At 35.5% G+C, this 24,931-nt stretch carries 24 protein-coding genes and 1 pseudogene; 3 read left to right on the top strand and 22 right to left on the bottom strand.

All coding sequences use genetic code 11. The features are described from left to right. Positions 1-115 precede the first annotated feature (115 nt). The gene (dnaJ, locus tag BMX49_RS08325; RefSeq protein ID WP_034716022.1) at positions 116-1,237 is read left to right on the top strand and encodes a molecular chaperone DnaJ; all 1,122 of its coding nucleotides are present in this window, start codon (positions 116-118) and stop codon (positions 1,235-1,237) included. A gap of 51 nt (positions 1,238-1,288) precedes the next feature. Here dnaJ and BMX49_RS08320 read toward each other — a convergent pair whose 3' ends face one another. The 4 genes from BMX49_RS08320 to BMX49_RS08305 all read right to left on the bottom strand — a co-directional run bounded on the left by BMX49_RS08320 (position 1,289) and on the right by BMX49_RS08305 (position 4,303). After that, positions 1,289-2,104 (bottom strand): GLPGLI family protein, encoded by an 816-nt coding sequence (locus BMX49_RS08320; RefSeq protein WP_034716023.1) that lies wholly within the window; start codon positions 2,102-2,104, stop codon positions 1,289-1,291. 127 nt (positions 2,105-2,231) lie between these two features. Then, positions 2,232-2,843: a class I SAM-dependent methyltransferase gene (locus BMX49_RS08315; RefSeq protein WP_034716024.1), complete on the bottom strand. Its 612-nt coding sequence runs from the start codon at positions 2,841-2,843 to the stop codon at positions 2,232-2,234. A gap of 48 nt (positions 2,844-2,891) precedes the next feature. Beyond that, entirely contained in the window at positions 2,892-3,752 is an 861-nt protein-coding gene (locus BMX49_RS08310; protein WP_034716026.1) for a GLPGLI family protein, read from the bottom strand. Between the two features lie 95 nt (positions 3,753-3,847). Further along, positions 3,848-4,303 (bottom strand): heme-binding protein, encoded by a 456-nt coding sequence (locus BMX49_RS08305; RefSeq protein WP_246005141.1) that lies wholly within the window; start codon positions 4,301-4,303, stop codon positions 3,848-3,850. A gap of 276 nt (positions 4,304-4,579) precedes the next feature. On the opposite strand from BMX49_RS08305, the gene BMX49_RS08300 reads away from it, so the two are divergent. Both BMX49_RS08300 and BMX49_RS08295 read left to right on the top strand, forming a co-directional pair. Further along, on the top strand, positions 4,580-6,799 hold the full coding sequence (locus BMX49_RS08300; protein WP_034716029.1) for an NADP-dependent isocitrate dehydrogenase: 2,220 nt from the start codon (positions 4,580-4,582) through the stop codon (positions 6,797-6,799). 133 nt (positions 6,800-6,932) lie between these two features. Beyond that, positions 6,933-7,550 carry a hypothetical protein gene (locus tag BMX49_RS08295; RefSeq protein ID WP_034716031.1) on the top strand — a complete coding sequence of 206 codons (618 nt, stop codon included), beginning with the start codon at positions 6,933-6,935 and terminating at the stop codon, positions 7,548-7,550. A gap of 50 nt (positions 7,551-7,600) precedes the next feature. Here BMX49_RS08295 and BMX49_RS08290 read toward each other — a convergent pair whose 3' ends face one another. The 18 genes and pseudogenes from BMX49_RS08290 to BMX49_RS08205 all read right to left on the bottom strand — a co-directional run bounded on the left by BMX49_RS08290 (position 7,601) and on the right by BMX49_RS08205 (position 24,905). Then, positions 7,601-8,191 (bottom strand): hypothetical protein, encoded by a 591-nt coding sequence (locus BMX49_RS08290; RefSeq protein WP_034716033.1) that lies wholly within the window; start codon positions 8,189-8,191, stop codon positions 7,601-7,603. An 11-nt stretch (positions 8,192-8,202) separates the two neighbouring features. Further along, positions 8,203-8,688: pseudogene (locus BMX49_RS08285) on the bottom strand (RNA polymerase sigma factor). A gap of 144 nt (positions 8,689-8,832) precedes the next feature. Then, a complete protein-coding gene (locus BMX49_RS08280; RefSeq protein ID WP_375600474.1) occupies positions 8,833-9,717 on the bottom strand; it encodes a pseudouridine synthase in 885 nt (294 codons plus the stop codon). Between the two features lie 376 nt (positions 9,718-10,093). Next, complete coding sequence (locus BMX49_RS08275; RefSeq protein WP_051803486.1) at positions 10,094-10,990, bottom strand: UbiA family prenyltransferase; 897 nt, start codon at positions 10,988-10,990, stop codon at positions 10,094-10,096. Positions 10,991-11,061: 71 nt separating this feature from the next. Then, positions 11,062-11,988, bottom strand: a complete 927-nt coding sequence (locus BMX49_RS08270; RefSeq protein WP_034716037.1) for a mevalonate kinase family protein — start codon at positions 11,986-11,988, stop codon at positions 11,062-11,064. 108 nt (positions 11,989-12,096) lie between these two features. After that, positions 12,097-13,587 carry an MFS transporter gene (locus BMX49_RS08265; RefSeq protein ID WP_034716039.1) on the bottom strand — a complete coding sequence of 497 codons (1,491 nt, stop codon included), beginning with the start codon at positions 13,585-13,587 and terminating at the stop codon, positions 12,097-12,099. Positions 13,588-13,688: 101 nt separating this feature from the next. Further along, positions 13,689-14,867 carry an acetyl-CoA C-acyltransferase gene (locus tag BMX49_RS08260; RefSeq protein WP_034716040.1) on the bottom strand — a complete coding sequence of 393 codons (1,179 nt, stop codon included), beginning with the start codon at positions 14,865-14,867 and terminating at the stop codon, positions 13,689-13,691. An 88-nt stretch (positions 14,868-14,955) separates the two neighbouring features. Further along, complete coding sequence (locus tag BMX49_RS08255) at positions 14,956-16,209, bottom strand: nucleoside permease (RefSeq protein WP_034716043.1); 1,254 nt, start codon at positions 16,207-16,209, stop codon at positions 14,956-14,958. A gap of 18 nt (positions 16,210-16,227) precedes the next feature. Beyond that, positions 16,228-16,824, bottom strand: a complete 597-nt coding sequence (locus tag BMX49_RS08250) for a bifunctional nuclease family protein (RefSeq protein WP_034716045.1) — start codon at positions 16,822-16,824, stop codon at positions 16,228-16,230. Between the two features lie 119 nt (positions 16,825-16,943). Then, a complete protein-coding gene (locus BMX49_RS08245) occupies positions 16,944-17,891 on the bottom strand; it encodes an electron transfer flavoprotein subunit alpha/FixB family protein (protein ID WP_034716047.1) in 948 nt (315 codons plus the stop codon). 25 nt (positions 17,892-17,916) lie between these two features. Further along, on the bottom strand, positions 17,917-18,663 hold the full coding sequence (locus BMX49_RS08240; RefSeq protein ID WP_034716050.1) for an electron transfer flavoprotein subunit beta/FixA family protein: 747 nt from the start codon (positions 18,661-18,663) through the stop codon (positions 17,917-17,919). Between the two features lie 94 nt (positions 18,664-18,757). Then, the gene (locus tag BMX49_RS08235) at positions 18,758-19,462 is read right to left on the bottom strand and encodes an SDR family oxidoreductase (RefSeq protein WP_034716052.1); all 705 of its coding nucleotides are present in this window, start codon (positions 19,460-19,462) and stop codon (positions 18,758-18,760) included. 173 nt (positions 19,463-19,635) lie between these two features. Continuing rightward, positions 19,636-19,938, bottom strand: coding sequence for a T9SS type A sorting domain-containing protein (locus tag BMX49_RS08230; protein WP_034716054.1), 303 nt, complete (start codon positions 19,936-19,938; stop codon positions 19,636-19,638). 354 nt (positions 19,939-20,292) lie between these two features. Next, positions 20,293-20,619, bottom strand: coding sequence for a hypothetical protein (locus BMX49_RS08225; RefSeq protein ID WP_034716056.1), 327 nt, complete (start codon positions 20,617-20,619; stop codon positions 20,293-20,295). A 98-nt stretch (positions 20,620-20,717) separates the two neighbouring features. Then, a complete protein-coding gene (locus BMX49_RS08220; RefSeq protein WP_034717350.1) occupies positions 20,718-22,100 on the bottom strand; it encodes a dipeptidase in 1,383 nt (460 codons plus the stop codon). Between the two features lie 96 nt (positions 22,101-22,196). Beyond that, positions 22,197-22,481, bottom strand: coding sequence for a hypothetical protein (locus BMX49_RS08215; RefSeq protein WP_126337091.1), 285 nt, complete (start codon positions 22,479-22,481; stop codon positions 22,197-22,199). A gap of 90 nt (positions 22,482-22,571) precedes the next feature. After that, complete coding sequence (locus tag BMX49_RS08210; RefSeq protein ID WP_034717353.1) at positions 22,572-23,720, bottom strand: THUMP-like domain-containing protein; 1,149 nt, start codon at positions 23,718-23,720, stop codon at positions 22,572-22,574. A gap of 18 nt (positions 23,721-23,738) precedes the next feature. Then, positions 23,739-24,905, bottom strand: a complete 1,167-nt coding sequence (locus BMX49_RS08205) for a methylmalonyl-CoA mutase family protein (RefSeq protein WP_034716060.1) — start codon at positions 24,903-24,905, stop codon at positions 23,739-23,741. Between the last annotated feature and the right edge of the window lie 26 nt (positions 24,906-24,931).

The following is a 24,931-nucleotide window of genomic DNA, read 5'->3' as shown; positions in this document are numbered from 1 at the left end:
GAGCGTCGGCAAAAAATAGCGGGAATCTCGTCATAAAAGACGAGAGATTAAGTTGCCCAAATAAAAAATTAAAATATTTTCAGTGTGAATGCTGAAAAAACTCCTTTAAAATATTATGTCAAAAAGAGATTACTACGAAATTCTGGAAGTAACTAAAAGCGCTACAGCAGAGGAAATAAAGAAAGCATACCGGAAGATGGCGATTAAATTTCACCCAGATAAAAACCCTGGTGATAATGCCGCCGAAGAAAAATTTAAAGAAGCTGCTGAAGCTTACGAAGTCTTGAGCGATGGTAACAAAAAAGCCCGTTACGATCAATACGGTCACGCCGGAATGAATGGTGGCGGCGGTTTTGGTGGCGGCGGAGGTTTCGGCAGTGGCGGAATGAATATGGATGACATTTTCTCTCAATTTGGAGATATTTTCGGTGGCCATTTCGGTGGCGGCGGTGGCGGTCAGCAAAGACAGCAGTTGCGTGGCAGTAATCTTCGGGTAAGAATTAAGTTGAATCTGGAGGACATGTTTAATGGAACACAGAAAACCATTAAAGTAAAAAAGATGAAGTTGGCGCCAGGCGCGACTTCGAAAACGTGCAATACTTGTCGCGGTTCTGGCGTGCAGATGAAGGTTATGAACACCATGTTCGGACAAATGCAAACCCAAACCCATTGTGTTACTTGCCAGGGAATTGGTAAAGTTGCCGATAAAATTCCAGCAGGTGCGAATTCACAAGGTTTGATTAAGGAGGATGAAGAAGTAACCATCAATATTCCGGCAGGAGCAAGAGAAGGAATTCAGCTCAATGTTCGCGGCAAAGGAAATGACGCCCCGTTCGGTGGAACGCCAGGTGATTTGTTAGTTGTTGTTGAAGAAGAAATTGATGCAACGATTAAAAGAGAAGGCGATAATCTTCATCAGGAATTGTATGTTTCTTTTGCAGAAGCGGCTTTGGGAACGCACAAAGAAATCCCGACCGTTGGTGGAAAAGTAAAAATAAAAGTTGATGCTGGAACACAATCTGGAAAAATCTTAAGACTATCTAAAAAAGGTTTACCGAGCATCGACAGTTATGGAACTGGTGATATGTTTGTCCACATCAATGTTTGGACGCCGCAGAATCTTTCGAAAGATCAAAAGGAATTTTTTGAAAAGCAGATGAGCAATGGTGAAATGTTAGCTGAACCATCTGGAAAGGAAAAAACATTCTTTGATAAGGTTCGGGACTTGTTCGATTAAAAATAAAAAAAAGAGATTTCGAAAGGAATCTCTTTTTTATTAAATCTTTTATCAGTCAGGGTAATTAATCGCTTTATCTTTTTCAAGCGGCAGATAATATTTTTTGATGCTTTGTTGAATTGTTTTTTTTTCCTGCAGAATTTTCTCCTTTGAATCGAGCTCGTTCTTAGAAGATATCGAACCTCCTTTTTCTCTGAAGTTATTCAGATCTTCTACAATATTATGGTAATAATTTAATTTCAATTGATGCAGTTGCTTAAGCTTAATCGGGATTGGTTTCTTACCATAATAAGTTTCGACAAACTCGGTGGTATCAAAAGTTTCAGGAAGATTAATGATTTCAACTAAGTTGTAATGAAAGCTATTTTCAGTATCATAGATTTCAAAAATTAACCCTGACAATCCTTTAAATTTAAAAGGTCCTTCCGGAAAAGGAATTTCATTGCTGAACCAGGCGGTCCACATTCTGCCACCGAATTGACCTGTTGCTTTTTGCAAGGTATAGTTTTGATTTTTTTTGGTTTCCTTTTCTAAATTCCAGGCAATTTTATCTGTTGAACTGATGGCAAAATAATCGTAGCCAAAGGAATGCAGCGAAGTATTCTTAAAACTATTAATTTCTCTTATGACTAACTGATCAGATTCAGAATTTGTTTTCCTGTTTTCCCCACTGCTTTTGCGATGAGTGTCCACGTCAAGAAAGTCGTAATCATAGAATTTCACAAAATTCTGATCGATGTCTAAAACCATCTTTATTTGATTTACATCATCTTGTTTTCTGATTTCTAGCTCATAAATGAATCGATGCGTTTGCGAAAAAGCTAAATTAAAAAATAGCAGAGATATGAAGATAAATTTTGGTTTCATTTTATAGAATCAATTAAATTGATAATTCTACCTAGGTTTGAGGAACTTTCAAATGTATAAAAATTTCCTAAATTTTTGCTTCGAATTAAGAATCGCTCCGAGAAAAATGTACGGCGTTTCATCTACCTTAATTTTCTTTATTTCTTAAACTGCAAAAAAGAAAATTTTGCGTCGTTCCAAATGGAGTTTGGTGATCTTCCAAAACAGCATCTATTTTGTCGAAATTATGTTTAAAGGTTGCGACTAGTTTCTCTTCACTGTATTGAGTGATTTCCAAACCGCTGCATTTCAAAGGTCCATTTTCTGAAAATGTTCCAATGACTAGAAATTCACTTTTTTCGACAATCGATTGGTATTTTTCAATTTCTATCTCAGAAATTAGGAAGTGAAATGCTGCCCGATCATGCCAAACATTATAGGTCTCTATTGGTTGAAAATCGAGGATATCACTGACAATCCACGTTACCATTTTTCCCTTCTCACCTAAACGATGTTTCGCTCTTTCGAGAGCTTTTTCGGAAATATCGAGAACAGTAATATTAGTAAAACCTTTGCCCAATAAGTGATCAACGAGTTTACTATCGCCGCCGCCGATATCGATAATCTTTGCTGACTGATCCAACCCAAAAGAATCGATGATTGCCAACGAAGTTTTCGGGATTTCTTGCGTCCAACTTACTTCGTCCGGACTTTTAGTTTCGTAAACGGTCTCCCAGTGTTTCTTTCGATCTACATTCATTTTAATAAAGATGTCTTTTTAAATACTTTTAACTTTTCGAAGAACCACTTATTGATATAAATTTAATTCTAAAAAGTTATTTATTTTTTTCAATCTCTCCTTAGCACGCATTTCTCTATTTCTGATGATTTCACTTTGGGATAATTCTCTTCCGTCTTTGTCCGTTATTCTTACCTGTACATCGTCATTCATAATAATTTGACGAATTTTTACGGCAGGATCTTTTTGATAGTTTTTCCATAGTTGAGAAAAATTCTGCTTTGTAATCATGAGTTCTTTCTCGCCATCCTCCTCAATAATCGAAGGTTGCCAATTTAACTTTTTACTTTCTACAAATTTAAACACATGATCATTGTTCTCATCTTCTAAGTTTAAGATCAAACCAGGTAACCCTTGAAATTTGTACGGTCCGTCTTGGAAAGGAATTTCAGTCGTAAACCAAGCAGTCCATTTTCTCCCTCCAAAATCAGTGGTTGCTTTTTGTGCTTTAATTCCTGCAATTTCTAGAATCTCAGGAGAAATCTTCCATTTCATTTTTTCGAAATCCTTAACTGCGAATGAGTCTCCATTAATATAAGTATGAAAAATCGTCTCTAGCTTCGGATAATTTTTGGATACAGAATGTGTAACCTTTACCTTTCTTTCAAGCGCGTTAAGATTGATATCTGTGGATTGAATAGATTTGGCTTTGCTAAATTGTTCCGCAGATAACGAATCATAAATAAATTTTTCTTTACTGTAATAATTTGAACCATCTTTTGTAATATCTAGAATCATCAATTGCTTATCGATATTCTCTTTGTTAAGAGAATCCATCTTAAATGAGTATTCGTATGATATTCTGTGATTTTGAGCGAATAGTAAAAATGAAAACGTAAGAAATAAAAGCGCTACTTTGTATTTATTCATTATTTATTTTTAAGTGAGAAACAAAATTTTTAATGATTTGATTATAAAAATTTAAATATAAGAATATCTATCAAATAAAAATTTCATACAAATGGCTATTTCGCAATTTTAAACCCCAGATTCTCTACGGTTTTTTTCGCAATATTGTGATCATTCTCACCGCTTCCACCTCCAGATATTCCAATGCTTCCAATTAATTCGCCTTCTTTAAAGATAGGGATTCCACCGCCCAGAAGTAGCAGTTCTGGTAACGTATTTAAATTCTGGGCATCTTTACTTTTAGCTGCGTTATTCATTAAATCCCAAGAGGCATTTTTAGTCGAAAATGAAGTATAGGCTTTACGACGAGACGCTTCTGTATTGTGAGGTCCAACATTGTCACCTTTCAACAACAATAGAACAACACCTGAATTATTCAAAACTGCTATCGAAACTTTTTTGTCTAATTTTTTCGCTTCTAAATTTGCTTCGTTGGCTAATCTCAAAGCTCCTTCTTGATTTAATGAAGTCGATTGTTCAACGTATTGGGCTGAGAGAAGGAAACTCAACATTAAAAACACCACACTGAAAATACTTTTCTTGATAGTCATAATTTAAACTTTTAATAATTTGATTTTAGCTGACAATTTATTCAGCGCTCAAAAGTACAATAAAGAGGTAAACTATTTTTTATCTAAATTCGAATTAAAATCATAGACAAAAGAAATAGCGCTCCCTACTCGCTTATCTCATTTTCCATCGACAATATAACACGGTGATGGCTTTTAAAATTGCCTAAATTTCACTACTTTTGTGCTTGCTTAATTTTAAAATAAAAATCAAATATAATGGCAGAAAAATCTAAAATCGTTTATACGTTGACAGACGAGGCGCCAATGCTGGCCACTCATTCTTTTTTACCTGTTGTACAAGCGTTTACCAAAACTGCAGATATCGAAATCGTGCCAAAAGACATTTCACTCGCTGGACGAATTTTGGCTAATTTCTCTGAATATCTTAAAAATGATCAAAAAGTAGAAGATGCTTTGGCTGAATTAGGTCAACTGGCAACGACTCCCGATGCAAATATTATTAAACTTCCGAATATCTCAGCTTCCGTTCCACAATTGGATGAGGCCATAGCTGAATTGCAAAAGCACGGTTTCGCTTTACCTAACTATCCAGCAGAACCGAAAAATGCGGAAGAAGAAAAAATAAAAAACACCTACGCTAAAGTTTTGGGTAGCGCGGTAAATCCCGTTCTAAGAGAAGGAAACTCAGATCGTAGAGCGCCGAAAGCAGTTAAGAATTACGCTAAAACAAATCCTCACCGAATGGGAGTTTGGTCAGCAGATTCTAAAACAACCGTAGCCAACATGAAAAATGGCGATTTTTATGGTACTGAAAAATCAGTGACTTTAGAAAATGAGGCCCAATATAAAATTGAATTTTTTGGAAATGACGGTTCCGTGAAAGAGCTGAAAGGATTAGCTCCTTTAAAAGCTGGAGAAATTATCGATTCTTCTGTACTGCATATTTCTGCCCTAAAAGATTTTGTTGCTGAGGCAATGGCAGAAGCAAAAGAAGCGAATGTTCTTCTTTCTGGACATTTAAAAGCAACCATGATGAAGGTTTCTGATCCCATTATTTTTGGAGCGATTGTAGAAACTTATTTTAAAGACGTTTTCGCAAAATACAAAGACACTTTTAAGGAATTAGATATCAATCCAAATTTCGGATTAGCAACACTTTTTGAAAAAATTTCAGGTCACGCTAGAGAAGCTGAAATAAAAGCGGACATCGCTAAAACGATTGAAAACGGACCAAGAATCGCGATGGTGAATTCTGACAAAGGAATTACCAATTTCCATGTTTCTTCGGATATTATTGTGGATGCATCGATGGCTGCTTTAATTAGAGGCGGCGGTAAAATGTGGAATGCTCAAGATAAAGAAGAAGATACGGTTGCTATGATTCCAGACCGATGTTATGCTGGTTTTTATCAGTCTGCTATCGATGATATGAAGAAGAATGGCGCACTTGATCCGCGAACAATGGGTTCTGTTCCTAATGTTGGTTTGATGGCTCAAAAAGCAGAGGAGTACGGTTCTCACGATAAAACTTTCCAATTGAGTGCAGACGGAACTGTCAAAGTTTCTGATGCTCAGGGAAATATATATATGGAACAACCTGTTCAGACTGGAGATGTTTTCAGAATGTGTCAGGCGAAAGATGCACCGATTCAAGATTGGGTAAAATTGGCTGTCAACAGAGCAAGATTATCTGATACACCAGCAATTTTCTGGTTAGATGACCAAAGAGCGCACGACCGTGAAATGATCAAAAAAGTAGAGAAATACCTAAAAGATTACGATACAACCGGTCTTGATATTCGAATTATGAATATTGAAGATGCGATGACTTTCACTTTAGAAAGAATTAGAAAAGGTTTAGATACTATTTCTGTTTCTGGAAATGTTTTGCGAGATTATTTAACTGACCTCTTCCCTATTTTAGAATTAGGAACTTCGGCGAAAATGCTTTCTATCGTTCCGTTGATGAATGGGGGTGGATTATTCGAAACTGGCGCAGGAGGTTCTGCACCGAAACACATTGAACAATTTATTCAAGAGGGATATTTACGTTGGGACTCTTTAGGAGAATTTATGGCGTTGCAGGCAAGTTTAGAACATTTGGCTCAGACTCAAAATAATGAAAAAGCGCAGATTTTAGCAGACGCTTTGGATGTCGCTAACGAGAAATTTTTAGCAAACGATAAATCACCAGCGAGAAAATTAGGCTCGATTGATAACAGAGGTTCGCATTTCTACTTGGCGATGTATTGGGCAGAAGCGTTAGCAGCGCAAACTAAGAATGCTGAAATGGCTGCTCTGTTTGCTCCTGTTGCCAAAGCGATGCAGTCGAATGAAGCACAAATTAGTGAAGAGTTAATTGGCGCTCAAAGCAAGCCCCAAAATATTGGTGGCTATTACTATCCAAATTCAGAAAAAACGGATTCAGCCATGAGACCTTCCTCAACTTTGAATGCGATTATTGATGGGATTTAATTAAGGTTTAAAATTAATTAAATTTTATATAAAGTTAAAACACTCTCCAAGTTGGGGAGTGTTTTGTCTTAATGGTCAACACTTTATGATAAAATAAAATTTCATACTTTTGTTTAAACTAAAACTTATATCCATGAAAAAACTAATGTTGGCGACCGCAGTTCTAATGCTTGTCGCGTGTTCCAAAGAAGAAAAAGTAAAAGAAGAAAAATCGGGTGGCCTATCTGATCTTGTTTCAACTGCAAAAAATTACGGTAAAGTAAGCAGTTCGATGGAGGATGTTACCAAGAATATGGAAAACCTGAAGAACATTCAACCCTTGACCAATGACGAATTAAAATCGGTTCTCCCCGAAACTTTATTGGGTTTAAAAAGAAAAGAACTTTCTGTGGGTGACAATGCCATGATGAATTTGGCAACGGCAGAAGCAAAATATGCTGATGAAGAAATCAAACGAATAAAGGTTGACATTATTGACGGTGCAGGGGAAACCGGCAGCGCGATGGTTTCGATCATGATGATGGGCTTAAATGTGAATAAAGAAAAAACGACTGAATTTGGCTTCGAAAAAAGCACCGAAATTAATGGCGCAAAGTCAATTGTATCTGAAACCAAAAATGGCGAAGGGGTTACTTCTGAAATTCAAACCGTGTTAAAAAATCGTTATCTGGTAACTTTAAATGCAGATGGCTTTTCCTACGAGGAACTAAAAATGGCTTTGGGAGAATTTAATATTTCGGCTTTAAAGTAGATTTATTTTCATCTCAATTGAAAACTTCCCGAATTAATCGGGAAGTTTTATTATTCTAATGTTTCTGCTAAATTTTCTATTTGTTTAATATACTTTCCGTAATATTCATTGAACCACCATTTACCAAAGAAAAACAAAACTGTTATCGCCGCAACAACTATTAACAGCAAAGCCACGACAAAAACAAATTCCGGATACTTTTGTAACCCTGCCTGTTTATCAAAAATCAAAATATAAGCGGCCACAAGAAATGGAACAAACGCAATATTATAGGAGACATAATATTGTTTATTAAGTTCGAATTGATTTTTCAAATCTTTAAGCATTTCGCGCGTGCTGAATTTTTGTTCGGCGATTTCTTTGTAGAGCAGAAAATATTTATTAAAATAGAAACCAGTGACAATAATTGCCGATCCCGTTAAAATTATTCCATAAATTTTAAGTCTAAAGTCGGGTTCATACAGTACCAAATATAGCAGAATTCCTAGTATAGAAATTACACTGGACCAAAATTCCATCCGCATATTTTTACGAATTTTCTCCAAAGGTAAATGAATTTCCTTTTGCTTTTCGGTTGAAATTTCTGGTGTTTCAGAAACATTTTCTTTTTCCCAAAGATTTTTTATATGATCTAATTCCATAATGGTTAATTTTAAATAAGTTGTTTTAGTTTTTCTTTTGCACGATTGAGTTTCACTCTTGCATTCACTTCTGTGATTCCCATATTTTCTGCGATTTCTTTTCCAGAATAATCCTGTAAATAATAAAAAATTAAAGCCTTATCAATTTCATTTAATTGATGAATTGCTTTGTACATTCTTGCCAAGTTTTTTTCTTGATGATCGTCGTAATCATCAGCAACAATTTTAATGTTTTCAACTTGATCATTTTTAATGAAACTTCGCTTCTTTTCAGATTTCAAAAATATAATCGCTGTATTCAAAGCTACCCGATATAACCAAGTTGAAAACTGACTTTTACCTTCAAAAGTTGGATAGGCTTTCCAGACCTGAAAAGTTATTTCCTGGAATAAATCTTTTTAATCGTCAAAATTATCCATGTACATTTTAGAAATTTTGAAAATCACGCCTTTGTGTTTTTCTATTTTTTCTAAAAATTCTTGTTCTAATGAAGACATATTTGGTAATCTAAAAAGTTAGTAGCAAGTAGCGTTTTTTGTTACAGAAAATTTTAAACGAATTTAAGCAAAGTAAAAACCCTTTCTGCAACTAGCAAAAAGGGTTTTATATCTGTCTATTTTTTTAAATAGTCTTAAAAAAACTTATATCATTTTCAAAGTATTCACTTCCAAATCAGTTAAAATTCTCCAATGTCCACGTTTAATATTTTTCTTAGTTAATCCGGCAAATAGTACTCGGTCAAGCGTCTCCACTTCATATCCTAACTTGGTGAAGATACGGCGCACTACTCTATTCCATCCGATGCTCAATTCGATTCCGATTTCATTCTTTGGTTTTCCTTCGATGTAAGAAATACTGTCGACTTCAGCAATTCCTTCTTCCAAACGAATTCCTTCAGCGATCATATTTAAATCGGTTCTATCTAATTTACGATCCAAAGTAACGTGATAAATTTTCTTCATCGCAAAAGATGGATGCGTCAATTTTTTGGTCATGTGACCATCGTTTGTCAACAAAATAACTCCTGTCGTTGAACGGTCTAATCGTCCTACTGGAAACAATCGGTAAGGTGAGGCATTCGCTACCAGATCCAAAACTGTTTTTCTTGCTTTGTCATCTTTCGTAGTGGAAATGTATCCTTTTGGTTTGTTCAACAAAACGTAAACTGGTTTCTCTGGTGTAATTCCCTGTCCGTCGAAAACCACTCTATCGGTTTTCTGAACTTGGTAACCCATTTCAGTAACTGGTTTTCCATTTACTTCCACTAAACCTTGCATAATTAAATCATCTGCTTCCCTACGAGAACAAATTCCTGAATTAGCAATGTATTTATTTAAACGAATTGATTCTTTTGGAGTTTCTTTGGCTAATTTATCAAACCTTCTTTTTTGAACGAAAGAACGTGTTTTTTCAGCTTCATCAACTGGAACGAATGGTTTTTTGTAAGGTTTTGGAGCACCAGATTTCGCCGGACCTTTTACAAATTTACTACTGTTGTCGAAAGATTTTCCAATTCTTTTCCCCATCTTTCTAGAAGCTGGTTTATCAAATGTCTTCTCGTACGACTTAGCTTCTGCTTGCGACATTAACTTTGGTTCTCTCGCCGCTTTCGGTTCTTTCGGCTCTTTTCTTTCGTCTGGTTTTTCAGTTCGCGGACGAGCAGATTTTGTTCCGCGAGGTTTCGGGGAACTTCCTGAATTAGAAATTTTGCTAATGCGTGGCTTCTTATTACCGTTACTATCTCTGCTCATGTTCTGAAAAATTTATCTGCAAAGATAAGGTATTTTTTATTTGTTTAAAGGAAGCGGGATCATAAGATCATCTCTAAAATCCCCAATCTTAATAAAAATTAATATTAGAAATAGATTTAAATTCTTTAGAATTTTTAAAGTTAATCGGATTTTAAAAAGAATAATGCTGATGAATTCCATTGGCTAACATTGAAATAATTCCGACGAATATCCAAATTCTAAGCATATTCAAATTAATGAACTTCGAATATTTTGTTTGGTTCAAAACTAAAAATACTGACAAAATTTGAATTAATATACTCGCTGCAAAATAATAACTCATTATGCTGTTCAAACCCATATTTAAGATAATTAAACCCGACGAAACTTGTGCAAGAATTAGTAAAATTACAATGACAGAGCGCGAACCCAGGGAACTAAAATAATTTGGAATAGTGTAATAGCCAAAAATCTTGTCGGCATTTTTGGTTAAAGTATCCTTTACAACATCAATAATTAAGAGCATTAAGAAAATAAAAATCGACATCAGAAAGATCTGCATAGAAAAAGTTTTGTAGTAAAATAACATCCCGAAAAAAGGATATAATGACAAACTCACAAAGGTCAAATTATTAATGATTAATAATTTACTAAGCTTATGACTATAAAACCACATCAGAAACTGATAAACTAAAAAAAAGAAAAATACTCGCATGGAAAGTATGCCCGCGATTCCCAAAGAAATAACGTTCAGTGCAATATAGGCATAAAGAAAATATTTTTGTTTCAGAAAATTTTGAACTCGGGTGCGGAAGGGTTTGATCACCTGATCTTTTTCCCGATCGTAAAATTGATTGATGATTCCTCCCGCCAGAATACTGAGAATGCAGCAAAAAATAATCCCGTGAACATTAAAATCGAACACGAAACTTCTCAAACTTTCTTCCTGATTAAAAAGAAAAAAAGTAGAGACATATAAAGCAAAAGTGAGTAGTAAAGCCACGAAAACTCGCGCACCCATAAGAAAGGCAATAAATTGTGAGAACCGATAAAACAGGGGGTTTTTCATGGAACGTAAAGTCACAAACTACGGAATTAAAATAAATTTTGATTGGGTGGTTTTCAACTTTAGCGAAGTATTTAGAATCTGTAGATAACTTCTTTATGGAAACCTTCGAGCATTTTTTCAGCCTTCTTATAATCCTTGGTAAAGCCTAGGATATAACCGCCACCACCGCTTCCGCAGAGTTTTAAGTAATAAGCATTTGTATCTAAACCTTTTTTCCAGGCGTTATAAATACTTTCCGGGATCATTGGTTTAAAATGTTCGTAAGCCCAAACAGATAGACTTTTAAGATTTCTGAATAAAGGAGTCATTTCTTTTTTCAAGAAAGCATCAATACAAGCGTTGTTGTAACGGATAAACTCTTCTTTCATGGTCTTACGGAAACCTTCCGTTTTCATTTTTTCGAAAAAGATTTGTACCATTGGTCCCGTTTCGCCCGTCATTCCAGAGTCGATTAAGAAGATAGCTCCTTTTCCTTCGTGACTTGCCGGTACAGAAACTCTGTCTACGCTGTCTCTACTTTCAATAAGAATCGGCAGATTCATATAACAAATTAGAGGATCAATCCCGGAACTTTTTCCGTGAAAATAACTTTCCATTTGACCGAAAATAGTACGAAGATTTTTCAATTGATCTTTAGAAACTTGTTCAGGTTCGAAGTTTTCAACAGAATATCTTGAGAAAATAGCAGCTACTAAAGCACCAGAACTTCCAACGCCATACCCTTGTGGAATATTAGAATCGAAGAATAATCCTTTCTTAATGTCCTTTTTGAACTTAGAAATATCGAGTTGAAAAGATTCAGGAAGTTGTAATTCTTTCAAATATTCAGAATATTTTAGCAGAGAATCATTTGACTTTTTTTCAAAATCACTTTCCAGACCAGAGAACTTCAAGGTTCCTTTATAAAAACTATATGGCAAAGTAAGTCCCTGCGAATCTTCGATAATACCGTATTCGCCGAACAAAAGGATTTTTGCGTAAAATAAAGGGTTGGTCATAATTTAATTTAATGAGCTGATATACCGTTGCAAATTTACGTTAATTAATTTTAACAACTTTAACTCCAGCTTAGCAAAAATGAATCCAAAAATAATTTAAAAAATCCATTAGGCAGACTCTTTTCCTTTTGTAATTTTCACCTTTAAAAATTGAATTAAAACCAGTCCCACAAAGAAGAATGCTGACATTGATAAGGCAGAATATCTCATGTTATGGTATTTCTCGATAATGGTTGCAAAAATAAACGTTCCGATGATGATCGCAATTTTTTCCAAAACGTCATAAAAACTAAAGTAAGTCGTAGTATCCATGCTGTTTTCTGGCAATAGTTTCGAGTAGGTAGAACGAGACATCGCTTGTAAACCACCCATAACCAAACCTATAATTCCGGCGATTACATAGAACTGATATTCCACATTTGGATTTTCTTTGTTGAGGAAATACGCTGATAAACAAGCGACAATCCATAAAACAATCGCGATGGAGATTACATTTTTATTTCCTATTTTTCTCGATAATCTGGAGAAGAGAACAGCGCCAATGATTGCTTCAATTTGAATTAATAATAAAGTCATGATCAATTTGTCCTGCTCTAGATTGATTTCACTCTTTCCGAAAAGCGTTGCCATTAAGAAAATGGTTTGCATTCCGACACTGTAAAAAAAGAAACTTGATAAGAAGAACTTTAGATTTCTATCTTTAAATAAAACTTTACCAACTTTGAATAGTTCACGAAAACTTTGTTTTAAGATATCATAATAAAAATGAAGATTGTCTTTCAACACTTCCCAAACACCACCTTGCTCTTCATGTTTTTTAAATATATTTTTATAGTTCAAAAGCACTAAATCTTTTGGCAGTTGCTCTTTGATATTACCAAATTGCGGCAGATGCTTGAAGGTATATTGCGCAAAACCAAACCACCACGCTCCAGTCAGTAAGAAAGAAATTCGGGTATACATTTTAGCTTGTTCGGCATCTTTTGCAAAAACCTGAATTAATAACAAACAAATGATTACTAAAACTACCGACCCTAAATAACCGTAAACGTATCCTTTTGCCGAAAGTGCATCTTGCTTATCCGGCGTTGCAATATCAGGTAAAAAGGAATTATAGAAGACCAAACTTCCCCAAAATCCTACACTCGCTGTGATACTGAAGAGTAAGCCCAGAAAAACATTTTGCATTCCTGTAAACATGGCTAAACCCATACATGATGTCGCACCCAAATAACAGAAAAACTGCAAAAACGATTTTTTATTTCCAATGGTATCCGCTAACGATGATAAGAACGGCGAAATTAAAACAACGATCAAAAATGAAATCGTCAGTGAATATCCATAAATAGCGTCGGGCTGATATTCTTTTCCAAAAATGGTAATCATATGCCGAACTGGAACTTTAATCCATTTTCCTGTTGCTTCCACGAATTCCGTTTTTTCTGAAGCGGTCGTAAGAATCGAATAATAAATCGGAAAAATGGTCGATGTGATGACCAAGGAATACACAGAATTTGCCCAGTCATACAAAGCCCAAGCTTTCATGATCTTTGGATTATTCTTAATATTTGGAGTTTGTAGAGATTCGTTTTCCGACATTTTATCTTAATTAATGGAACAAAAATAACAAAACCATTAAGAATCTACTGAAAAAATCACTAGTTATTCTTAATGGTTTGATTTAAAGGCTTTTAAATATTTTATAGATTCTCAATAACAATCGCTGAAGCACCACCGCCACCGTTGCAAATTGCTGCTGCACCGTATTTACCGTTGTTTTGCTTCAAAATATTAATTAAAGAAACGATAATTCTAGAACCAGAACTTCCCAGTGGATGACCCAAGGAAACCGCTCCACCGTTCACATTTACTTTAGAAGCATCAAGACCTAAGATTTTATTATTGGCCAAACCAACGACAGAAAAGGCTTCATTGAATTCGAAAAAATCAATATCTGAAATTTCTAAGTTGGCTTTTTTCAAAGCGATTGGTAAAGCTTTAGAAGGCGCTGTTGTAAAAAATTCTGGTTCGTGAGCTGCGTCTGCGTAAGAAATGATTTTCGCTAAAGGTTTCAACCCTAACTCTTCCATCTTTTCTTTTGACATCAAAATTAAAGCAGAAGCTCCATCATTTAAAGTAGAAGCATTTGCAGCTGTTACGGTTCCATTTTCTCTTTGGAAAACGGTGGGCAAAGTCCCAATTCTGTCGAAGTTGACGGATTTGTATTCTTCATCTTCCGAAAAAATTATCGGATCTCCTTTTCTTTGTGGAATTTCAACTGAAACAACTTCGTCAGTAAATTTACCTTCACTCCAAGCTTTTGCGGAACGTTTGTAAGATTCTACTGCAAAATTATCTTGATCTTCTCTGGTAAATCCGTATTCAGCTGCACATTTTTCAGCGCACACGCCCATGTGGACTTTTCCGTAAACATCGGTTAAACCGTCCAGAACCATTCCGTCTTGCATTTTAACATCGCCTAATTTGGTTGCATTTCTGGCATTGTAATAATGAGGAACTGACGACATGTTTTCCATTCCACCAGCTACGATAACATCTTGATCACCTGATTTGATGGATTGTGCAGCCATCATCACCGCTTTCATTCCAGAGGCACATACTTTATTAATAGTCGTTGCCGGCGTTTGATTTGACAAGCCTGCTCCAATCGCAGCCTGACGAGCTGGCGCCTGACCTTCTCCCGCCTGTAGTACATTTCCCATATACACTTCCTGAACGTGTTTTGGGTCAAGATTTATTTTGTCTAAAGCACCTTTAATTGCAGTTGAACCTAATTTTGTAGCCGGAACTGTAGCCAAACTTCCTAAAAAACTTCCCATTGGTGTTCTTACTGCTGATACGATGAATACTTCTTTCATTATGTAGATTTTATATTTTTTAAAGTACGCCAAATTACAAAAAAAAACACACTTTAAAAAAGTGTGTTTTGAATTTTTAAAAATGAAGCTACAGAACTGCTACGACTTCTGGGTCATGTTTGTGTTTAAACATAAATGCAAACAGAATCGTAATTACTAAAGCATAGGCAGCGAAAACAAGCCAGATTTCCTGCCACATTTTATCGCCATTTTCCAGCGTAAAATAGGTTTGAATCAACCACCCGCTGAGCAAACTTCCTCCGATTGCACCAAAACCATTGGTCATCATCATAAATAAACCTTGCGCGGAAGAGCGGATTTTATAATCGGTCGTTGTTTCTACAAATAAAGATCCTGATATATTAAAGAAATCAAACGCCATCCCGTAAACTACACAAGAAAGAATAATCAAACCTAATCCAATACCTTGAGGTCCACCATAAGCAAAGAATCCGAAACGCAGAACCCAGGCAAACATTGATAATAGCATCACATTTTTAATTCCGTATTTCTTTAAGAAGAAAGGAATTGCCAGAATGAATAAGGTTTCTGAAATCTGCGATATAGACATAATTAATGTCGATCTTTTCACTACAAAACTTTCAGCATATTCAGGAATTTTCCCGAAGTCAGACAAGTAAGTATCGCCATACATATTGGTTAACTGCAAGGCTGCTCCCAAAAACATGGAGAATAGGAAGAACAGCGCCATCTTGTAATCTTTAAATAAAGAAAACGCATTAAGACCTAATTTCTCTGATAAACTCGCGTTCGCAGGAATTAAATTCTGTGGTGGACATTTTGGTAAGAAGAAAGCATAGACTCCTAAAACCAGTGCGACCACAGCCGCGATATAAAATTGTACTCCTGAATCTTTATTTCCAGATAAGTTGGTAATCCACATGGCAACAATGAAACCCACAGTTCCCCAAACCCTGATCGGCGGGAAAACTTTAACGACATCGTAATTATTATTTTTTAAAATATAATAAGCAATTGAGTTCGACAGGGAAATGGTTGGCATATAAAACATCATGGCCAAAAGCATGATCCAGAAGAAATTTTCTGGCGTTGAGATGGACGGCAGGAACAGCAAAGTGATTCCGTAAAGAATATGCAAAATACCAAATAGTTTCTCTGCATTCATCCAGCGATCGGCGATGATTCCTGCAAGAGCTGGCATAATTAAAGAAGCGATTCCCAAAGTTGCAAATACTTTTCCGAATTCTTGGCCGCCCCAATGTTTCGTTCCAAACCAATAAACTCCAATGGTAATTAGCCACGCTCCCCAAACAAAAAACTGAAGGAACGACAGAACGGTAAGTTTTAATTTTAAATTCATAATGTAATTATTAAAATTTTAATCAATTTTCTTTTTTCTACGCTTAATCTCTTCCTGAATTTCTAAAGCAGCATCGAAATCTTCATCTTTCACTGCGTCATCTAATAACTTTTTTAAATCCTCGTTGGTCAACGTGGATAAATTTCCTTCAACTGCGATTTCCTCTTCACTTTCAACTTCTTTGGAAGGAAGATCGAGTTCTAACAAAATCCCCGCTTCATTCAAAACCTGCTGCGTCGTATAAATTGGCGCATCAAAACGAACGGCCATTGCCACGGCATCGGAGGTTCTTGCATCGAGAATTAATTCTTCGGCAGTTGTTTTATTTTTAAAATTGATATTGGAGAAAAATACGCCATCAATAATTTGATAAATAATGACGGACTCGATTTCAAAATGAGTTGCTAAAACAAATTTTGAAAACAAATCGTGCGTAAGAGGTCGCGGCGGATGAATATCTTTTTCTAAACCTAATGAGATAGACTGTGCCTCAAAATTTCCGATCACCACAGGCAGCTTAATATTGGTCTCTTCATGTTCCAAAAGTAAAGCATAAGCGCCCGATTGCGTTTGACTGTAGGAAATTCCGCGAATGGTTAATCTTTTATAATCCATAACACAAATATAAATGAAATTTTATGAAGAAGCGTTTGGAACAAGTGATTTTGTGAATAATATCATAAAAAAAGTCCGAAAATAATTTCGGACTTTACTAATATTTTTAAAAAGAAATTTTATCCTTTCAAAGCTTTGATTTTCTGCGTTAATTCGGGGATGATTTGGAAGGCATCACCTACGACTCCATAATCTGCAGACTTGAAGAAAGGAGCTTCGGGATCACTATTAATGACCACAATCGTCTTCGATGAATTCACTCCTGCCAAATGTTGAATCGCCCCAGAAATACCAATTGCAATATACAAGTTTGGCGAAATCGCTTTACCAGTTTGTCCCACGTGTTCAGCGTGAGGTCTCCAACCGATATCTGAAACTGGTTTTGAACAAGCAGTTGCAGCACCTAACAGGTTGGCTAAATCTTCTACCATTCCCCAATTCTCTGGACCTTTCATTCCACGGCCAGCAGATACAACTACTTCAGCCTCTTTTAAATCTAACTGTCCTGAGCTCTGTTCGTGAGAAAGAACTTTGGTATCTTCATTGGCTACTGATAAGTTTTTCACTTCTTCAGAACCTGCAACTGCATTTTCTTTAACACCGTATGCATTTTGAGAAACCGTTACGATCACTCCGGCTGCTTCAGCTTTGGCGTGCATCATTCCTTTACCCGAAAAAGCTCTTCTTTTCACTTGGAAAGGAGTAAGGCTTTCTGGAGTTTCAATGGCATTGGTAATTAATGAAAAATCTTTCATTATCGCCAGCATTGGTGCAACTGACGAAGCGTCAGTTGTGTGAGGGAACACGATAATATTTCCTTCTGCTACTTCGCTCACGGCTTGTGCATAAGCTTTAGCGCTGAAACTTTTCAAACCTTCATCCTTAATATTAAGAACTTGGTTTGCACCATATTTATATAATAAATCTGAAGAATCTGTAGGGTTAATGGAAATTGCGGTAACCGTGTCTCCATTTTTTTTAGCAATTGCTTTGGCGTAAGAAACTGCCTCAAATGCTGCTTTTTTATAGATTCCGTTTATATTTTCTGCATATACGAATATTGCCATTTTTGATTTGTTTTAAGGTTAAGAATTAAATTACTTTCGCTTCTTCGTGAAGTAATCTTACCAATTCATCAAGATTATCAGGAGTTACCATTTTCACAGCCGCTCTGGCAGGCACAGAATCAAAAGAAACTGCATCTACTTTAACTTCATTGTTTACGGGTTCGTTTACCACCAAAGGTTTTGATCTGGCAGACATAATACCACGCATATTCGGAATGATTAAATTTTTCTCATCCACCATTCCTTTTTGACCGGCGATCACCGCTGGAAGTTTTACAGAAATAGTTTCCTTGCCACCTTCGATTTCTCTCACTGCCGTTGCTTCAGAACCGTTAACTTCTAAGCCAACGCAAGCATTTACGAAAGGTTGATTCAATAATTGAGCAACCATTCCAGGAACAGCGCCACCATTATAATCGATGGATTCTTTACCACAAAGGATTAAATCGTAACCACCAGTTTGAGCGATGTTTGCAATTTCTTTTGCTACGGAAAAACTGTCTTTTGGTTCTAGATTAATTCTAATGGCATCATTTGCACCGATTGCCAAAGATTTTCTAATAACTGGTTCGGTGGTCGCATCGCCAACGTTTATTACGGTAACTTTTGCGCCACCAGATTCTTGCAATTTGATTGCTTTGGTCAAGCCAAATTCATCTAAAGGATTAATCACCCACTGAATTCCATTTTTGTCAAAAGCAGATTTGTCTGCTGTAAAATTAATTTTGGACGTAGTATCTGGAACACTACTGATACAAACTAATATTTTCATCTGGTACTATTTATTGTTTTACTGTTTGCTAAGATAAATAATTATTTACTATGCATGCATAGTATTCTGAAAATTTTTCTATTTCATACATAATTTAACTGCTTGTTTTCAAAGGTCTGATTTCAATTTTACTTGGCAGAGTGCGAGGGTTCATTTTTAAAATATCCAACACTAATTGACCAATATCCTCGGGTTGAATTTTCCAGGCATCTTTTTCCGAAGGTTCATTTCCATTAAAATGAGTAGAAACTGAGCCAGGCATAATGGTAGAAACTTTAATATTGTATTTTCTAAGGTCCAACATGGCTGCCTGAGTGAATCCGACGGCTCCAAATTTTGAAGCATTATAACCTGAACCGTTTTCGAAGAAGTTCGTTCCCGCTAAACTGGAGATGGTAATAAAATAACCTTCGCTCTTTTTCAATTCTTCAACAGAGGCTTTCAACGTATGGAAAATTCCGGTTAAATTGGTATCAATCATGGAAGACCATTCTTCAGTTGACAGTTGATCAACTGGTTTAAAGATTCCCAAACCTGCATTGGCTATTACATAATCAATTTTCCCGAATTTCTTGGTGATTTCGGCAACTGCATTTTGTTCATCTTCAAAGTTTTTCACATCAGAACCTATTCCAAAAACGGGAGCTTCCATGCTTGATAACTGCTTTGCTACTTCTAATGCATCTTCTTTGTTACGTCCAGAGATAGCAACGGTGATTCCATGTTTATGAAGTACTTCTGCAATTCCTAATCCGATTCCCTTTGTTCCACCAGTAATATATGCTACTTTATTTTTCATTATTTTAATTTGCCTAAAGATAAAAAAAGTAGGTGACTTAGGAGAATTTCCGCCATTTTAATTGCTGAAGCAACCGATTTCGAAAATCTATTACTTAGATTTTCATTCTACTTAATTAAAAAACGCCTCAAAGAAATGAGGCGTTATAATTAACATTCTAAAATTATTAGAAATTATTTTTTGATGAACTTTTCAGTTTGCGTTCCATTTTCAGTTTCAAATTTAACGATGTAAACTCCTTTTGCAAGATTCGTTACATTTACTTGGCCGTTTGAAATTTTTGAAGATGAAACAGTTCTTCCTGCAGCATCAAAAATCTGAGCAGAGACCACTTTTCCACTAAAGTTTAAATAATCTGAAGTTGGATTAGGATAAACAGATAATTTACTATTAGATTTAACCGGCTCTCCAGTCGCTAAGGTTGATGCATTTTCTGCACTCACTACGTAGTTATCGAGAGACGCAGTATTAGACATCACATTGGTAGCACTCGTCTGATGAATTAAATTATGCTGAGTAGGTGCTAAATTTTTTGTGATCGTATATCCCGTAATGTTCAGTGTGCTTTTGACCCCATCAATAGTAAAAGTTATAACACCATTAACAGTATCATAGGTATAAGAAACAGATATCCAAGTATTTGCAGGATAGGTATTTGTTGTAATTCCTGTAATATTATAGAAACCAGCAGCTCCTCCTGCAGCAGGAGTTAGACTTGCTTGCCCATTTAATGTTTTAGTTTCCGAATTATAATGTATTCCGACAATTCCTGAAACATTAGCACCAACCCTTGTAGCACCAACTGCGCTACCAGTAAAAATGTCATATTTTCACTGCAAAATATCATTTCCTGCAGTTCTGGATTCCCATGCTGTTGCTAGACCTGGTTTCACAGCTTGTCTGCTAGTACCTGCAAGTGCAGAATTGCCAGTAGTCATTTGAAATGATTTCCCGTGAGCAGCATCGATAGACACAATTAGGTAATCTGAATTGGCGCCTCCACTGGTATAAATTCCACCTTGTCCAGGTGCTCCAAAAGTTGTACTTGTACCGACTTCAACATTTATCAGAGCGTCAAAGTTGTCAGATTCTAAAACCTGAGCAGATAAAAAAGTTGCTGAAAGTGCAAGTGCACTTACAAAATAGAATTTTTTCATAAAATTTTCTTTGTTTAAATATTTTTTGCTAAACTATCAAAAAAAAAATTGATTAACATCATATTAATCAACTTTCTAATGAATATTTTCTTATTAGTCTATTTTTTTGTATAACTCTCAAAGAACAATGGAATACTTTCAATTCCCTTGTAAAAATTGAAGAGGCCATAATGCTCGTTTGGCGAATGAATCGCATCGGAATCTAAGCCAAAGCCCATTAATACTGATTTGGCTTTCAACACTTGCTCAAACATTGCCGTGATTGGAATACTGCCACCACTTCGGTAAGGAAGCACTTCTTTTCCAAAAGCAGTTTCCATCGCAGTTTTTGCTGCTAAAAACTCTTTGGTATCGCTTGGCAACACATATGGCATTCCACCGTGGTGTGGGTTTACTTTTACTTTTACATTCGCTGGTGCAATTTTTTCAAAATATTTGGTAAACTTTTCTGTGATTTCATCTGGAGTTTGATAAGGAACCAATCTCATTGAAATTTTCGCAAATGCTTTAGACGGGATAACCGTTTTTGCACCTTCGCCAATATATCCGCCCCAAATTCCGTTGCAGTCTAAAGTAGGACGAATCGACGTTCTCTCCAAAGTCGTGTATCCTTTTTCACCTTCTACTCCATTTAAACCAATTGATTTTTTGAAGTGTTCTGGATCATCTTTCAACTTGTTCATGTCCGCTCTTTCCGCATCAGAAACTGTTTCTACGTTGTCGTAAAAACCATCGACCGTAATATGTCCGTCTTCATCAATTAAGTTGGCAATCATTCGCGAAAGCACGTGAATAGGGTTAGGAACCGCTCCACCGTACAATCCAGAATGCAAATCACGGTTCGGTCCTTCTACTTCAACTTCTACATAACTTAAACCTCTTAAACCTGTTGTAACCGTCGGTTGGTCGTTGGAATAAATATGAGTATCTGAAATTAAAATAACATCACACGAAAGTTTTTCGGTATTGTCTTTCACGAAAGCTTCTAAACTTTTCGAACCGACTTCTTCTTCGCCTTCAAAAATGAATTTAACATTACAAGGCAAAGTATCGGTTTTCATCATCGCCTCAAATGCTTTGATGTGCATAAAAAACTGTCCTTTGTCATCAGCAGAACCTCTAGCGAAAATCGCTCCTTCTGGGTGAATATCTGTTTTTTTGATATAAGGTTCAAAAGGTGGTTTGTCCCATAACTCCAGTGGATCTGGTGGTTGTACATCGTAGTGGCCGTACATTAAAACCGTTGGTAAATTCTTATCGATTATTTTTTGACCGAACACGATTGGATATCCTGCAGTTTCACAAACTTCAACATCATCGGCTCCGGCATCTTTTAAAAATTTTGATACTTGATCTGCGCATCTTAAAACATCCTCTTTATAAGCAGGATCTGCACTGATAGAAGCAATCTTTAACAATTCAAAAAGTTCATCAACATAGCGTTGTTTATTTTCTTGAATGTAATTTAAGGTTTCTTTCATTTTATTTTTATTAAAATTATTTAACATCGAACTTTGTAAAAATAAAAAAAATGTCTCGCCGAAGCAAGACATTTACCTTTTAATATGTGAAAAGTGTTATTTAGCTGGAGTTGAAGCGGGCGTTTCAGTTACGTTCGCACTATCCATCTTCATTACCACCGGCTGAACAATTACTTTAGAACTGTCAGCTGCCATCAGTGCTGCAGATTTTTGAGCGTCTGCTGCGTTTACGGCTGCAGTGGCTTCGTCGCTCATCACATCGTCGCTGTATCTTTCAACTCCTTTTTCCATTTTCAGCACGCCTTTGTTTCCGCCTGCCTGAATTTTCTGACAGCTAACGGCAAAACCTGCGATCGCAACACCTAAAATAATTTTTTTCATATCTACTTTCTGATGATTAAGAATCTTTATAATTTTCAATTTTCAAAAGTAAGAAATATTACCATTTTTCGCAAAGGTTTTTCGCAAATTCTAAACACTTTTTAAAATAATTTTATTTTTCTGGGTTTGCGAAAAAATTAAGTAGTCATTTCCACCATCTAAAATCTTATATTTTTTCTTAATTTCATCTGGAGTTAAAGGATAGTTTTTTGAGATAATATTAAACTTCTCCCCTTTTCTAATTTGCTTTGAATCGATGATTTCTACTTTTAAAACTCTACCCGGAAAATCTTCTACTAGTTCATCTGAAGTATAAAAGTGGGAATTTGGATGGATCTTTTTTAAATTAAACTTAACTGAAATACTATTAAATCCACCCGATTTTAGAACTGCATTATTAGGAATGTACAGATATCGAAGCGGTTCTGAAAATTCTGACTCAGCCGATTTCTCTTCTTCATAATTAAATGAAAAAAATTCCTCTTCACTCTCAAGATTGATACAGGTAATTGTTGTTTGGGACTTATCTTTCTTTGAATGGACGAAAACCAATAATTCCTTCACTTCATTTCTAACGGCGATAATATGAATTTCAACGACATTTTTTAAAGCGGAAATTAAATAAGAGATATCGATTAAGGGCGAAAGTTTAATGATGATTCGATCAGAAATTTCCAACAATTGATTTTGAATTTCCAAAAGATTGGGTGACAAATCTTCCAACAAAAATTTTTTGTTTTTATGCTCATCTCTTCTGGCTGGATCGAGGTAAACCGAATCGTATGTTTGGCCATTTTGCTTTAAGAAATTTTCTAAATTTTCATTAATAAAGTTAGCTTCTCTATCTAAAATAGTCCAGTTGTGTTTTACAATTTTCAATAAATCTGAATTCTGCTCCACCAAAGTAACTTCCTCAAAATTTTGAGAGAGAAAATAAGCGTCGATTCCAAAACCAGACGTCATATCAATGAAACTTTTCCCTTTTAAACTTTGAGCTTTAAATTCTGCAGTGGCTTGCGAAGAAGCTTGTTCCAAATTTAAGTTGGGCGGAAAAACAATTCCTTCTTTCAACAAATACGGAAACTTTTTTTGAGCGACTTTTTTCCCTTTTATTTGCTGTACAATTTCTTGCATCGAAACTTCTGGAAACGGAGATTTTTTCAGTAATAAAGAATGCAAATCCGTGGTTAGATTTGCATTGATGTATTTTTGAATTTCTTTATTTAAAATAGCTTTGATAATCAATTATGTATATTTTTATTCAAACATTTCTGCTAAACGAACCGCTTTAATTTCATCTGAAGAATATAATTGTTCCGCAGATTTGGTCTTGTCTAATTTCGGATAAAGATTGACACCGATGATTTTTACTTTTCCTTCTTCAACCCAATTTTGCTCTTTGATTGCTTGCTCATAGATTTTTTGTTGAATCCAACCAGATTTCAAAAGTTCACAATATCCTCCTTGATCTTCCATTTCTAAAAATAGTTTCCACGCTTTCTCGGAAAATTGTTGGGTTAAATCTTCTACATAATAAGATCCATTTCCGGCATCATCAAAAACATTAATAATACTTTCATAAGCCAACACAATTTGTTGCTTAAAGGAAATTTCTTCTGAAACAGAATTAGAGTTTTCTATTTTATAATCGTTGCTAAAAACGGCGTCTGCGCCACCAATCATTGCGGCAGAAAGTTCTAAGGTTGACCGAATCAAATTATTCTCAGCGTCATTTTTCGATTTATTTCTTAAAGATGTTTCCGCAAAAATAAATGGAATTTCATCTAAGCCAAACTCTTTCGAAAGCTGATTAAATACTAATTTCAAGGATCGAACTTTAGCAATTTCAAAAAAATAATTGCCGCCAACTGCGATTTTAAAAATCAGTTTATTTAAAATTTCTGACTCAAAAACTTCTGTCAGTTCTTTCGTCTTTGCCAAAGCTATTGCCAATTGTTGAATGATTGTCGCGCCAGAATTTTGATGCAAAGAAACATCCACACAGAGATTTCTTTCAAAGTTTTTCGCCAAGAGTTCTTTTGCCAATTGTAAATTTAGGTCGCCATCTTGATCGTTTGAGAAAACATCAATTAAAGAAATATAACGATTATTTTCATCAAGCGAAATATGTTCTGCTAAATCTTTATTATTCACAAAAAGGACTTTGTCCTGTAAATCTTCCACATTATTATTGAGTAGAAATGCAAAAACATTTTCCTCGGCACTTTCGTGAAATAGAGAAACAAGGTGCGTAGATTCTTCAACTCTTGGGAGATTGTTTAGTGGTTTAGGAACAGAATCGTAATAAGGTTTCACCACAATTCCTTCCAGATTTTCTTTGGATAAAATTTCGTAAATATTTTCTGTTTTCATCTGTTTCCGAACAACAGATTCCCAATCTTGAAGTGAAGTTTTCTTAAACATAATTTATATTGAAGCCAAATGCTGGC

The organism is Kaistella antarctica (assembly GCF_900109615.1).
GTDB lineage: Bacteria > Bacteroidota > Bacteroidia > Flavobacteriales > Weeksellaceae > Kaistella > Kaistella antarctica.
The sequence above is the reverse complement of the archived record's forward strand: the minus strand, read 5'-3'. Positions and strand labels throughout refer to the sequence as shown.